Origin of the sequence: Sphingomonas jaspsi DSM 18422, from assembly GCF_000585415.1 — a bacterium.
In the GTDB taxonomy this organism is placed as follows: domain Bacteria; phylum Pseudomonadota; class Alphaproteobacteria; order Sphingomonadales; family Sphingomonadaceae; genus Sphingomicrobium; species Sphingomicrobium jaspsi.
In genome coordinates this window covers 939,009-952,246 of record NZ_KK073876.1, presented here as the reverse complement: position 1 = coordinate 952,246, position 13,238 = coordinate 939,009, and the positions used below count along the sequence as shown (strand labels likewise).

General features: G+C 66.4%; 14 protein-coding genes. 2 read left to right on the top strand and 12 right to left on the bottom strand.

From position 1 onward, the window contains the following. The first annotated feature begins 9 nt into the window (after positions 1-9). Positions 10-1,548, top strand: coding sequence for a sensor histidine kinase (locus G570_RS13120; protein WP_051504044.1), 1,539 nt, complete (start codon positions 10-12; stop codon positions 1,546-1,548). Between the two features lie 117 nt (positions 1,549-1,665). On the opposite strand, the gene tatC is transcribed toward G570_RS13120, so the two are convergent. From tatC to argS, 8 genes are all read right to left on the bottom strand, one after another. Then, on the bottom strand, positions 1,666-2,505 hold the full coding sequence (tatC, locus tag G570_RS04810; protein ID WP_051504043.1) for a twin-arginine translocase subunit TatC: 840 nt from the start codon (positions 2,503-2,505) through the stop codon (positions 1,666-1,668). After that, complete coding sequence (locus tag G570_RS04805) at positions 2,502-2,894, bottom strand: Sec-independent protein translocase subunit TatA/TatB (RefSeq protein WP_037499710.1); 393 nt, start codon at positions 2,892-2,894, stop codon at positions 2,502-2,504. Before G570_RS04805 ends, tatC begins: the two co-directional genes overlap by 4 nt. Positions 2,895-2,912: 18 nt before the next feature. Further along, positions 2,913-3,170, bottom strand: coding sequence for a twin-arginine translocase TatA/TatE family subunit (locus tag G570_RS04800; protein ID WP_037499708.1), 258 nt, complete (start codon positions 3,168-3,170; stop codon positions 2,913-2,915). Positions 3,171-3,205: 35 nt separating this feature from the next. Next, positions 3,206-3,784: an SMC-Scp complex subunit ScpB gene (gene scpB / locus G570_RS04795; RefSeq protein ID WP_156930321.1), complete on the bottom strand. Its 579-nt coding sequence runs from the start codon at positions 3,782-3,784 to the stop codon at positions 3,206-3,208. After that, the gene (locus tag G570_RS04790; RefSeq protein WP_037499707.1) at positions 3,784-4,542 is read right to left on the bottom strand and encodes a segregation and condensation protein A; all 759 of its coding nucleotides are present in this window, start codon (positions 4,540-4,542) and stop codon (positions 3,784-3,786) included. The genes scpB and G570_RS04790 overlap by 1 nt, the downstream gene beginning before the upstream one ends. A gap of 24 nt (positions 4,543-4,566) precedes the next feature. Further along, entirely contained in the window at positions 4,567-5,574 is a 1,008-nt protein-coding gene (gene nagZ, locus G570_RS04785) for a beta-N-acetylhexosaminidase (RefSeq protein WP_037499705.1), read from the bottom strand. Continuing rightward, positions 5,574-6,257, bottom strand: a complete 684-nt coding sequence (locus G570_RS04780) for an SPOR domain-containing protein (protein ID WP_037499702.1) — start codon at positions 6,255-6,257, stop codon at positions 5,574-5,576. Before G570_RS04780 ends, nagZ begins: the two co-directional genes overlap by 1 nt. A 70-nt stretch (positions 6,258-6,327) precedes the next feature. After that, a complete protein-coding gene (gene argS / locus G570_RS04775; RefSeq protein WP_037499699.1) occupies positions 6,328-8,061 on the bottom strand; it encodes an arginine--tRNA ligase in 1,734 nt (577 codons plus the stop codon). 130 nt (positions 8,062-8,191) lie between these two features. Between argS and G570_RS04770 the strand changes: the two genes are divergently transcribed. Continuing rightward, the gene (locus G570_RS04770; RefSeq protein ID WP_156930320.1) at positions 8,192-8,752 is read left to right on the top strand and encodes a hypothetical protein; all 561 of its coding nucleotides are present in this window, start codon (positions 8,192-8,194) and stop codon (positions 8,750-8,752) included. A gap of 285 nt (positions 8,753-9,037) precedes the next feature. Here G570_RS04770 and G570_RS04765 read toward each other — a convergent pair whose 3' ends face one another. The 4 genes from G570_RS04765 to G570_RS04750 all read right to left on the bottom strand — a co-directional run bounded on the left by G570_RS04765 (position 9,038) and on the right by G570_RS04750 (position 13,186). Next, positions 9,038-9,619 carry a D-Ala-D-Ala carboxypeptidase family metallohydrolase gene (locus tag G570_RS04765; protein WP_084607524.1) on the bottom strand — a complete coding sequence of 194 codons (582 nt, stop codon included), beginning with the start codon at positions 9,617-9,619 and terminating at the stop codon, positions 9,038-9,040. Between the two features lie 61 nt (positions 9,620-9,680). Further along, on the bottom strand, positions 9,681-10,346 hold the full coding sequence (locus G570_RS04760; RefSeq protein ID WP_051504042.1) for an NAD(P)H-binding protein: 666 nt from the start codon (positions 10,344-10,346) through the stop codon (positions 9,681-9,683). A gap of 3 nt (positions 10,347-10,349) precedes the next feature. Then, positions 10,350-11,510, bottom strand: a complete 1,161-nt coding sequence (locus tag G570_RS04755) for a deoxyguanosinetriphosphate triphosphohydrolase (protein ID WP_037499691.1) — start codon at positions 11,508-11,510, stop codon at positions 10,350-10,352. Positions 11,511-11,512: 2 nt separating this feature from the next. Further along, the gene (locus tag G570_RS04750) at positions 11,513-13,186 is read right to left on the bottom strand and encodes an SPOR domain-containing protein (RefSeq protein ID WP_037499688.1); all 1,674 of its coding nucleotides are present in this window, start codon (positions 13,184-13,186) and stop codon (positions 11,513-11,515) included. Between the last annotated feature and the right edge of the window lie 52 nt (positions 13,187-13,238).

Genomic DNA, 13,238 nt, shown 5'->3' with positions numbered 1-13,238 from the left:
CGGGTCGTCATGAATCGCCTTGGCAACTGGTTCGGTGGTCTGACGACCCCGCTCAAGATCCTGCTCATCATAAGCTTGGCGCTTCTGCCGATCGGCGGTGTGGGCGCCTGGATGACCAAACGCAATTTCGATGCCGCCAACCGGACGATCGCCGACGCCAGCATCGACCAGGCGCGCGACGGCGCCGACGCGATCGAGCGGCTGATCGGCCGAAATGTGCTTTCCATGAAGGTAGCCGGGGCCGCCGCCCTGGCCGGCAACGGCCCGGCACCGTGTGACGACGTGCGCCGTTACCTCGCGCTCGCGCCGGCGTTCGGCAGCGAATTTTCGGTCGAGGACGCGACCGGCAATCGGATCTGCGCGGTCGGGGATGCGGGCGCCGCCCAGGTCGAACCGCTTGCGGCGCCTGGCGACATCCGGATCTGGCTCGATCCGGCGGGCAACGGGCTTTACGTCCGCGCCGGTCTGGTCGGCGGATCGGCCACCATCCACCTGAGTAGCGACGAACTGGTCCATGCCCTGACCGACGGCCGCCCGGACATCCGCCTCGCCGCGCTGCAGTCCGGCGACCAGATGCTGACGCTGGTCGACTTGCCCTCCACCGGCAAGCGCGTGGATGCCAGTTTCCCGATCGCGTCGCGCCGACTGACGGCGAAGGTAGCGGTCGACCGACCGCTGATCTCGCCGATCGACCGGCTGGTCATTTTCCTGCCGATCCTGATGTGGGCCGCAGCCGCGATCGTCAGCTGGTGGATGATCCAGCGCATGATCATCCGGCCGCTGCGCGACCTGCAGCGCAGCGTATCGGCCTATGACCCGGCGCAAGGCGGCGAAATCGTCCTGCCGGCGACGGTCGGGCCGACCGCCGAAATCTCCGAACTCGGCACTGCCTTCCAGCGCGCGGTCGATCGCATCGAGGGTGCAGAGCGCGAAGCGCGCGACGCGCTCGAAGGCCAGCGCCGCTTGGTGCGCGAGGTTCACCACCGGGTGAAGAACAACCTGCAGGTCGTCGCTTCGCTGCTGTCGATCCACGGTCGCACCGCCGTCGATCCTGAAGCCAAGGCTGCCTACGCCGCCATCGGTCGGCGGGTCGACGCCTTGTCGGTCGTCCACCGCAACCACTATGCCGAGCTGGAGGAAAATCGCGGCATTGCGCTCCGGCCGCTGCTCACCGAACTGTCCGCAGGACTTCGCGCCAGTGCGCCGGTCGAGGCCCGCGCCATGCCGTTCGAGCTGGAGGTCGACAATGCTTCCACGACCCAGGACGTCGCGGTCGCAGCCGCCTTCCTAGTCACCGAAATAGTCGAATTCGCGATGCTGCGCGAACCGCATAGCCCGGTACGGATCGCCGTCCGGCGGGCCGGCGATTTGACCGCGACGCTGGCGATCGAAAGCGCGGTACTCCGCCCCGACACCGACGATGACGACGACCAGTCGCGGGTCCAGTTCGAGCGCGTGGTGGAAGGCCTGTCCCGACAGTTGCGCTCGCCGCTCGACCGGCGGCTGGGACGCTACGCCGTTACCCTGCCAATCTTCCCCGACCGCTGATCGGCCGCCAATTTGGCGCCGCGTAAAAAAATTTTCAGCTGTGCGGAACCGGGACGGAAAAACAGGCGTTCTACTGTTCGGATAGTGACCTTTTGCCCCCCCGCTCTCGCTATCCGATTAAATGGGCCCGGAACCGCCAACCCTCCCCCCCCCCGGTGGCGCTTCCGGGCCCTCACTTGTCTGGGGCCCTTCCACACCATCAGCAGCAGAAATACGGCGCCGCGCCGCACGCCAGTGCGTGACGCGGATCGCGAGGATGGCGAATTCGTACAGTCCATAGAGCGGCACCAGCATCAGCAGCATCGACACCGCGTCGGGCGGCGTCAGCACGGCCGAGACCGCGCCGGCGGCGACGATCGCGTAGCGGCGATTTCCGGCCAGCTGTTCGCGGGTCACCAGTCCCGCCCGTTCCAGCACCATCAGCAGGACCGGCAGCAGGAATGCCACGCCGAATCCGAACAGGAAGCGGGTGACGAAGCTCAGATAATTGCCGATCGCCGGCAAGGCTTCCTGCTGGACTCCGCCGACATTGCCTTCAAATCCCAGCAGGAATTTCAGCGCCCAGGGCATCGCCACCAGATAGGCGAAGCAGGCCCCGCCGATGAAAAAGAAGGGCGTCATCACCAGGAACGGCAGGAACGCCTTCTTCTCCTTGGCGTAGAGCCCGGGCGCGACGAAACGCCAGATCTGCGTCGCGAACACCGGAAAGGCGATCATCAGCGCCGCGAAGAAGGCCACCTTCACCTCGACGAAGAACGCCTCGAAGATATCGGTGTAGATCAGCTTGCCTTGCCCGGCTGCGAGCAGCGGCTGGACCAGCACGGCGAAGATCGGCTTGGCGAAATAAAGGCAGGCGAAAAACGCGCCCATCAACGCCAGGACGCTCATCAGCAGGCGGCGGCGCAGCTCGATCAGATGATCGATCAACGGCGCCTTGGTGTCGTCGATGTCTTTCACGGCAGTTCGCGATCCTTGATCGGCGTGGGATCGTCGTCGGGCGCGGCGGGCGATTCGAGCGGAAGGTCGGGCTGCTCGGCTGCGAGCGCGGGTGTCGGTTCATCCTTGATCACGGGCTGTGCCGTCATGACCGGATCGGGATAGTCACCGTCGGCCGGATATTGGGCAAGGATGCGCTGGTTTTCCTCGCGCCACTTCTTTTCCATTTCCTCCAGCTCGGCTTCGCGGATCGCATTTTCGATCCCGGCGGTGAAATGGCGCGTGTAGCCGCGGATCTTGCCGACGAAGCGGCCGACCTTCAACATCACATGCGGAAGGTCCTTGGGGCCGATGAACAGCAGCGCCAGCACCGCCACGATCAGCAGTTCTGAGGAATCGACGCCGAACATCGGCGGGGTCCGCGTCGCTTAGCGGGTCTGGTCGTCCGCCGGCGGCGGCGGCGCCGTCGGTTCGGCGGGACGCGGGGTGATGTCGATCGGCTGCTGCTGCGTGCCGATCTGCTGCGGCGGTTGCGGCTTCTTGTCGTCTTCGTCGGCCAGGCCCTGTTTGAAGCTCTTCAGCCCCTTGGCGACGTCGCCCATCATGGTCGAGAAGCGGTTGCCGCCGAACAGCAGCAGCAGGAGAACCGCGAGAATGATCCAGTGAATCAGGCTGAAACCGCCCATGAAGGACTCCGATAGATAAGTGCGTTGGGGACTACCTAGTCCTCATCCTCGCCATTTTCCAGTTGAAGCTGGTCTAGCTCGGCCAGCATCGCCTCGTCGAGCGGATCGAGCAGGCCCGCCGCCTTTAGATCGTCGATGCCTGGCAGGTCCTTGCGGCTGCTGAGGCCAAAGTGCGTCAGGAAGTCGGGCGTCGTCGCATAAAGCAGCGGCCGCCCCGGTACTTCACGGCGGCCCGCGGTCTTCACCCACCCCGCTTCCATCAGCACGTCGAGCGTGCCTTTCGAAATCTGCACCCCGCGGATCGCCTCGATCTCCGCCCGGCTGACCGGTTCATGATAGACGATGATCGCCAGCGTCTCGGTCGCCGCGCGCGACAGGCGGCGCGGCTCCTCGCGCGTGCGGCGCAGGATATGGGCAAGGTCGGGCGCGGTCTGGAAATGCCAGCGCCCGCCGCGCTCGACCAGTTCCACCCCATGCCCGGTGTAGCGCTCGGCCAATTCTGCCAGCGCCGCCGCGACATCGCCCTCGCCGGCATAGGCGGCGATTTCCTCGACCCCGATCGGTTCGGACGAGGCGAAGACGGCAGCTTCGACGGCGCGGGTGAAATCGTCCACTATGCCGCCGCCTTCCGCACCATGATGTCGGCGAACGGCGCTTCCTGCTGCAATTCCAACCGCCCCTGCTTGGCCAATTCCAGCGCCGCGACGAAGCTGCTGGCCAGCGCCGACTTTCGATATTGCGGGTCGGCGGTCGCGGGCAGGAACGCCTCCAGCGTGGTCCAGTTGAGCGTCTGGCCGATCAGCATGCCGACGCGGTGGATGGCATCTTCCAGCGTCATCACCGCCCGCGCCGCGACGACGTGCATCGCCGGCTGGGTCCGCGCGCGAACGCGGCCATAGGCGGCGTAAAGGTCGAACGCACTCGCCCGCCACTGCGCTTTCTTGGTGACGCGCAACCCCTCCGGCTTCCCACGAAAGAAGACGTCGCGCCCGGTGCGGTCGCGGCCCATCAGTCGCGCCCCTGCGTCGCGCATCGCGTCGAGCCGCTGCAGGCGAAGCTGCAGCCGCAGCGCCAGTTCTTCGGGCGAGGGATCCTGCTCCGGATCCTTGGGCAGCAGCAGGCAGCTTTTGAGGTAGGCCAGCCACGCCGCCATCACCAGATAATCGGCGGCAATTTCCAGCCTGAGCGCCTTGGCCTGTTCGAGGTAGGTGAGATATTGCTCGACCAGCCCCAGGATCGAAATCTCGCGCAAATCCACCTTCTGGTTGCGCGCAAGGTTCAGCAACAGGTCGAGCGGACCCTCCCAGCCGTCGAGGCTGAGGTTCAGCGCCTCATCATCGCGCGCTGCCGAGCTGAACAGTTCCTCCCCCATGATTCGGGGATGCTATGATGAAGTTCAGGCGAGCGCCAGCAGCGCGTCGCGCTTGGCCATCGCCCCTTCGAAGCCAAGCTGATCGCTCGGCGCCGCGATCCGCGCCATCGCCGCGTCGAAGCGCGCCTGCGCGGCCTCGCCCATGTCGCCGACCGCGCCCGCGACCTTGACCATATTCTCCATCTTGCCGTCGCAGGCGAGGACGAGGTCGCAGCCCGCCGCGACGCAGGCTGCGGCGCGCTGGCCATGGTCGCCGTCGAGCGCCTCCATGCCGATATCGTCGCTCATCAGCAGCCCGGAAAAACCGATCCGCTTGCGGATGATTTCCGCGATCACGAACGGCGACTGGCTCGCCGGCCGTTCGCCATCCCAGGCGCGGTAGAGCAGGTGGTTGACCATCGCCATCGGCGCATCGTTCAATCGTTCGAACGGGAAGATGTCGTCGGCCAGCGCCGCCTCATCCTCTTCCACCACCGGCAGCTCAAGATGGCTGTCGGCATGCGCCCGGCCGTGGCCCGGGATATGCTTGATGACGCCGATGCAACCGCCCGCCTCCAGCCCGCGCAGCACCGCCCGCCCCAGCGAGGCGACCTGCAGCGGGTCCTCGCCATAGCCGCGGTCGCCGACGATCTCGTGCCGCCCCGGAATCCGCAAATCGAGGTTGGGGATGAGGTCGATATTGACCCCCACCTCGCGCAGCATCAGCGCCAGCGCCAGCGCATTGGCGCGCATCGCCTCGATCGCGCTCGACGGGGCGATCTGGTACAGCCTGTCGAACGGCTCGCCGCTGGGAAAGCCGGGCCATTCGGGCGCCTTCATCCGCGCGACGCGGCCGCCTTCCTGGTCGATCGAAATCGCCACATCCTCGCGCCCTTCCAGGTCGCGCAAGGCATCGGTCAGCGCACGAAGCTGCTCGCGCGTCTCGCAATTGCGCTTGAACAGGATGTAGCCCGCGGGCCTGGCGTCCGTGAAGAACGCCACTTCGTCGGCGGTGAGCGTCAGCCCCGCCATGCCGTAAATCGCTGCCTGCATCAGTTCACCGGCAAGCAGTTCTCGCCGCCCGCCTTCAGCGCCGCGCAGGCCGCTCGCGCCTGGTCGGACGATCCGGTCGCGCGCAGGCGATAGACGGTCTTGCCGCCGACATTGGCCCCGACCACCTGCTTCTTCATCGCCGCCACTTCGGGGAAGCGCGACGACAGCATCGACCAGGCGGTATCCGCCTTCACCGTGGAGCCATAGGCGCCAAGCTGGATCGCCGGGCCGCCCGGAGCTGCGGGCGCAGCCGGTTCGGCCGGTGCGGGCTCCTTCACTTCCTTGCTCGGCAGCGTCTTGGGCGGCGCATCTTCCTTGGCCGGGGCGGGCGCAGGCGGCGCCCCGCCCGGCAGCTTGGTGACGTCGAGCTGCGCATCCGGGTCCTCGCCCGCGCTGGTCGAGAAAGCGGTTTCGCTGTCGCCCGCAACGTCGAGCCCGCCGGGATCGTCGGGCTTCACCTTGTACGGTCCCTTTTCGGCCTTGATCAGTTCGGGCGCGCCATCGACCACCGGGTCCTGCCGCCCGACCCAGAAAAAGGCGCCCGCCACCGCCGCCGCGCCGAGCAGCACCAGCAGGAACGCCGCCAGCATCTTGCGCGCGGAGGGACCGCGCGGCCCGTCCTCATCCTCGACCGCTTCCAGCCAGGGCAGGTTCTGGTCGTCATAGGCGCCGGCGTTGCTCAACTCGTCCCTCCGTGATTTGCCCGCCATCCTAGCGGCCCCGACGGATTTGTTGAGGGGCTAATCCGTCGGCTCAGCGCATTTCTTCGGCGGCTTCGACGCCCATCAGCGACAGCCCGTTGCGGATAACCTGTTGCACGCCGCGCGCCAGCTCCAGCCGGGCGCGGGTCAGCGCCGCATCGCCATCGACCAGGAAGCGCCGCGACGGATCGTCATTGCCCCGGTTCCACAGCGCGTGCAGCGCGGCGGCCAGGTCGTAGAGGTAGAAGGCGACCCGGTGCGGTTCATGGTTGAGCGCGGCGGCTTCAACCACGCGCGGATATTGCGCGGCCTGCTTGACCAGCGCCAGTTCCTCGGCGTCGAGTAGCTTGAGGTCCGCAGGCGCGTCGACCGTCACCCCCGCCTCCGCCGCGCGGCGCAGCAGGCTGCTGACCCGGGCGTGGGCATATTGGACATAGAACACCGGATTGTCCTTCGACGCTTCGACCACCTTGGCGAAGTCGAATTCCAGCATCGTGTCGCTGCGCTTGGTCAGCATCATGAAGCGCACGACGTCCTTGCCGACTTCGCGCACGACATCGGCCAGGGTCACGAAATTGCCCGCGCGCTTCGACATTTTGAGCGGCTCGCCGCCGCGCATGAGCTTGACCATCTGGACCAGCTTGACGTCGAGGTCGACGCGGCCGTCGGTCAGCGCATTGACCGCCGCCTGCACCCGCTTAACGGTGCCCGCATGGTCGGCGCCCCAGATGTTGACGAGGTGATCCGCCGTCTGCGCCTTTTGCAGATGGTATGCCGCGTCGGCGCCGAAATAGGTCCAGCTGCCGTCCGACTTCTTCATCGGCCGGTCCTGGTCGTCGCCAAACTGGCTCGAGCGGAACAGCGTCAGCTCGACCGGCTCCCAATCGTCATGCTCGTCGAGGCTCTTGGGCCGCTCCAGCTCGCCCTGATAGACGAGGTCGCGGCTCTTGAGCGTTTCCATCGCCTCCTCGACCTTGCCCGACGCCTGCAGTTCGGCCTCCGACGCGAAAATGTCATGGTGGATGTTGAGCAGGGCGAGGTCGTGCCGGATCAGCTCGATCATCTTGGCGACGGTCTTGGCTTTGAACAGCTTCAGCCATTCGCTTTCCGGCTGGCCGACGTACTTGTCGCCAAATTCCTCGGCTAGCGCCTGCCCGACCGGGACGAGGTAATCGCCCGGATAAAGCCCTTCCGGAATCTCGCCGATGTCCTCGCCCAGCGCTTCGCGGTAGCGCAGGTGCGCGGAGCGGGCGAGCGTATCGACCTGGCTCCCGGCGTCGTTGACATAATATTCCTTGGTGACGCGGAAGCCCGCGGCCTCCAACACGCGGGCCAGCGCATCGCCCACCACCGCGCCGCGGCAATGGCCCATATGCATCGGCCCGGTCGGGTTGGCCGAGACATATTCGACATTGACCCGCTCATTGTTGCCGACAGTGCTGAGGCCGTATTTCTCGCCCTCGCCCATGATGGTCGCCAGCTCGTCGCGCCACGCATCCTCGGTCAGGCGGATGTTGATGAAGCCCGGTCCCGCAATCTCGACGCTGGTGACGCCCGGCAGCCCTTCCAGCTTGGGCACGATCAGCCCCGCCAGCGCGCGCGGATTGGTCCCCGCCGCCTTGGCCAGCACCATCGCCGCATTGGTCGCCAGGTCGCCATGCGAAGGATCGCGCGGCGGCTCGACCGCCACCGCCTTGCGGCTGGCGTCGGCGGGCAGATGCCCGCCCTCGACCAGGTCGTCGAGGATGAGATCGAGAAGCGCGGAATAGCGGGCGTAAAGGGACATAATTTTACCGACGTTCAAAAGGTTCGCCGCGCCCCTAGCGCATGCGGGCGGCTGCGTCACGTGGTGGCGAAGGGTGATGGCGGAAAACGACCCATTGCGGTCATTAGCTGTAACAGCCAAACCACCTGCCATGACCCGCTCCTTCAGCCTACTGGCATTGGTCTTGGCAGGGTGCGTCGCAGCACCTTATCCAGACACAGCCCCAAGCGCAGCGCTTCGAAGCGCGGTTCAAGTGGCGTCAAATGGTGATGTGGAAAGCTTCTACGGCGTTCCGACAAGCCTCACTGTTTCTGGCCTGAAGCGCCTTCCTTATAATGTGGTTACCGGACAGAAGATGGGGGAAGGCGAGCGAGAAACCTTTTACATTATAACCGGCGTTCAAGGCGTAGAGGTCAAAGTCGTATTCTACGACAACGGAAAGCTCTATTTGGCTCAGACGGAATCCTCGAACGCAGTCGGTCCGAGGGGCGTCGGGGTAGGGTCATCTTTGTCTCAAGTGAAGGCAGCTTGGCCGAACGGTAAGCTCCTCTACGGCTCGGAAGATGGTCGGTTCGTCACCTTCGATACCGGCACAAACTTGCTCTACAACTTCGACGAGAGTGACATGCCGCCCGCTGCCTTCGACCATCCGCCCAGGGAGGTTACCGTCCCCGACCTGCGGGTGAAGAGAATACGAGTATTTGCCCCTTAACGTGTTGACGACGCAAGTTCGCTTTCCACCCATAGCGGACCGTCCGCTTTTGGCTGTCCTACAGCAGCCAGATTATGCCACTGTCCACAACGGCTCTTTGATCTTGCTGCATATCGTTCGTGCGCACAGACACGGTGGTCGGCACGACCGTGAAAAGTGTGAAAAGTCGCGGTGCCCATGCTCGCTTGTCCCCCGGAAAGGCTGTGCATGGCCTAAGTTCACGCAAACCGCCCAAACAGGCGCATTTCGTGAGCCGATAGTGAAGTTAAGTCGCGCGCGCTGCGTTTAGTTGCCGCCGCCTGCGGGGGCATAGACGATGCGCCATTGGGTCTGGCCGTCGGCCTTGGCGATGACCATCTGCGGGCGCGGGCCTTCAAAGGCGCGGCGTTTGATCTCGCCCGGCGCGCCGAAGGCGAAATGGCTGTGGTCGCCCTCGTCCAGGCTTTCGAGCAGGTTGTAGCCGGCGGCGCGATAGGCGGCGGCGATCTGCCAGTGGGCGACGCCGGGCCGACGCGCGATGTCGATTGCCCGGCCGCGCAGGTGATAGCTGTTGGGCATCCCGCCCACCGCGCGGTTGTGCGCGACGCTGCGGAAGGTGCTGGTGACCCGACCGAACCGGCCGCCGACCGACGCCGCCGACCCGATGCTGAAGCTGCCCTTCTGGGTGATGACGGGTTCGACCACCGCCGGGTCGACATATTGGCTGGTCGGCACCCTGACGATCGGTTCGCTGACCCCGGGCGCCATCACCGTCTTGGGCGTGACCTTGTCGCCGCTGACGGCACGGATGCCCCAATCGGTGTTCGGTGCGGCAGATGCGGCCCCCGCCGCACCTGCCAAAAGGATCGCGCATATTCCACGCAACATCGCCCAGCCCCCTCGGCCGCTCTCGTGACAGGCGACTCGTATAACACAAAGTTAACGAAAATTAAAAAGCGGGATTGTGCGGACGATCTAAAATGGCACGGATGGCGCGGTTTTCGTGGATCGTTACGCCGCCGCCGCGTGCGCCCGCCAGCACTGCCATGGCTGCTGAAACGTCGCTCGCCGGGATGGCCCGATACTTGTCGAGCGCACTGGGGAGCAGGCGGTTGAGCAGCGGGCTGAGGATGATCCCCAGTTGTTCGGCGGGCCTTCGCTCGACCCGTTCGCCGACCAGCAGGCCGGGGCGGAAGATGTCCGTTCGCTCGAACCCCAGCGCCAGCACGTCGGCCTCGGCCCTGCCCTTCACCGCCAGATAGCCGCTGCGGCTGGCAGGCTCGGCACCGACCGAACTGACCATCATCCAATGCCGCGCGCCGGCGGCTTTCGCGGATCGGGCGAAGGCGGCAACGGCATGGCGATCGATCGCCTCGAACGCCGCCATCGATCCCGCCGCCTTACGTGTCGTGCCGAGTGTGGAAATGGCGACGTCGATCGATCCGCCGGTCAGCGCGATGTCCCATTGATCCAGCGGAACGATGAGGTCGCTCGCCCCGTTGACGCCCGAAGCACGGCGACCGATCGCGACCAATTCATGCCCCGCCGCGACCAGCCGCTGCGCCAGATCGTGTCCGATTAGGCCGGTCGCCCCGATCATCGCGATCCGCGCCACGGCTCAGAACTTCTCCGGCAGGGTGACGGGACCGATGAGCTTCTCATGCTGGGCGATGGCGAAACGGTCGGTCATGCCGGCGATATAGTCGGCGATGCCGCGCAGGCGGGCGGTCTCGCCCTCCCCGCGCTGCCAGCCGCCGGGCAGGTGCGACGGATGGTCGCGGAAACATTGCGCCAGGTCGCCGACGATCCGCTGCGCCTCGATCCGGATCGGGCGCAGCGCGTCATGGTCGTAGAGGTGGGTGTAGAGGTGGCGCTTGATCGCCCGCTCCTCGCTCTGCATCAGGTCCGAAAAGCCGACCAGCTGGCGCCCACAGGCACGAACATCGTCGATCGTTTCGACGCCTGCCTCAGCGATCCGTCGTAGCGTTTCGTCGAGCACATCGCCGACCATCGTGCCGATGCCGTCGCGAACCAGCGCCTTCACTTTGCGGGTGCGGTCGAGGCCGGGGTGGCGCTGTTCGATCGCCCGCCAGTGACGCTCGACGAAGGGCAAGGCCATCAGCGCGTCGAGGTCGAGGATTCCGCTGCGCAACCCATCGTCGATGTCGTGATTGTCATAGGCGATGTCGTCGGCGATCGAGGCGACCTGCGCTTCGAGGCTGGGCCAGCTTTGAAGATCGAGCGGGAACGCCGCATCGGCTTCGGCCAGCGCCCACTGCGGCGCGGCGACGGGGCCGTTGTGCTTGGCCAGCCCCTCCAGCGTCTCCCAGCTGAGGTTGAGCCCATCGAAATTGGGATAGGGGTTCTCGAGCGCGGTCACCAGCCGCAGTGTATGGCCGTTGTGGTCGAACCCGCCCGCATCGGCGAGCGAGCGCTGCAGCGCATCCTCGCCGCCATGGCCGAAGGGCGGGTGGCCAAGGTCGTGGGCGAGGCACAGCGCCTCGGTCAGGTCTTCGTTGAGGCCGAGCGCGCGGGCCATGGTGCGGCCGATCTGCGCGACTTCGATGCTGTGGGTCAGGCGGACGCGGAAATGGTCGCCGTCGGGCGCGACGAATACTTGCGTCTTGTGGCGCAGGCGGCGGAAGGCGACCGAATGGACGATCCGGTCGCGGTCGCGCTGGAAGGCGTCGCGAGGCCCGCGCGGTCCCCGGTCATCCTCTCCGAAGGCCCGGCCGCGCGATCTGGAAGGGTCGGCGGCAAGAGCCTTGGGCAAGGTCATGACTAGGGAAGCTTTTCGATCTTGATCTGGGCCGGGGTGCGGGTCCAGCTAAAGCCGTCCACGCCGTCCTTGGCAAGCTTGTTGACGAAGGCCTGGGCGTCGGCCTTGCTGTCGAACGGACCGACCAGCAAGCGGAAATAGTCCTTGCCCGCGCTGACATAACCGTCGCGGCGCTTGAGCAGCGACGATTTGGCCGACAGCTTCTTATATTCGCTGGCCATGAAGCTGCGGTTCGATCCGCCGGCCAGCTGGACCCAGTTGGTGCCGGCGACGCCGAGCTTCGCAGCCTCTTCCTTTTCCTTCCTGTCCGCCGCGGCCTTGGCATCGGCCGCCTTCTTGTCGGCAGCCTTCTTGGCCGCTGCGGCCTTGGCGGCGCGATCGTCGACCTTCGGCTTGGGCGGGGACGGCGGCTCGGCAATGGTCGCCAGCAACCGGTCGATCCCGCTCAGGCGGACCTCTTCGGCCGGGAGGGTCGGCCCTTCAACACCCTTTGGCAATTCCGTGACCGACGGCGCGGCCGTCGCGTCGACCGGTGCGGGCGGCGTGGTGTCGACGATAACCAGCGGCTCAGGCTCGGGCGCGGGAGCCGGTTCGGAGGACGCGGACGGAAGGGAGAATCCCGGGGCGGGAGCCGGAACGACCGGCTGCTGCGGCGGCGCGGCACTCTTGCGGTCCGCCAGTACGTTGCGCACGGCCTTGTCCCTGGCTTCCTGGTCCAGCGTCATCTTGACCGACGTCCCCAGGTCGGAACGGGCGAGGACGCGGCGGCGCTCGGTGGCCGACGGCTCGGGCGCAGGACGGGTCGGCGCCGGCTTGGTGACCGCGGGCTTGGACGACGTGGATTTGAGCGGCGGGGTCACCGACCTCGACGCGACCGCGACGGGACGGGCGGGCTCGGCCATGGGTTCGGGCGTGTCGGCGACGGCAACTCGCGTCGCGGCGTCATCGGGGAACAGGCCCAAGTGGACGGCGGCCGCCTTCTCCGCCGCCGTAAGGTTCGGCAGGTAACGGAAGAAGCGTTCGAACTGGGAAGAAGTACCGGGCATCACCGCTTCGATGGCGTCGGCAGCGCCGCTGCGGTCGCCCGCCAGCGCAAGGACGAAGGCCCGGCTGCGCTGGGCGCCCGGGTCCCGGCGGTTGAGCAACGGCTGGATCGTTTCCAGCGCCTCGCGCTTCTTCTTGGAAATGGCGAGGCTGAGCGCGAGGCGACGACGCGCTTCATCGTCGTCGGGGCCGCCGAGCGCCAGGCGATAGTCCGCCTGCGCATTGGCATTGTCGCCCAGAAGGTCGCGGGCCAAGCCGCGGTCGATTGCGAAGCTGGCGACCGGGCCGCCGAGCCGCTGCGCCTCGTTGAATTGCCGGACCGCCCCGGCAGCGTCGCCGGTTTGCGCCATCGCCGCCCCGACCCCCGCGATCGCTCGCCAGTCCTGCGGGCGCACTTCCTGCGCCCGGCCGAAGAAGCCGGCTGCGGACTGGACGTCGCCCATGTCGAGCGCGGCGCGTCCGGCACCGATCAATGCGTCGAAGTTGCGCGCATCGGTGGCAAGGATGCGGATGTTGCGCGACATCGCGGCCGACGCGCTTTCCTGCGCAGCGACGGCGGGCATGGCGACGGCAACTGAAAGGCCGAGCGAAACGGCGATCAGGCCGCGGCGCAACTTGGGCATATGAAGCATGTCTCTCCCCTTGCCAGACCCAAGCTTGCTCAAAGCTTTATGGGAAGGGGCG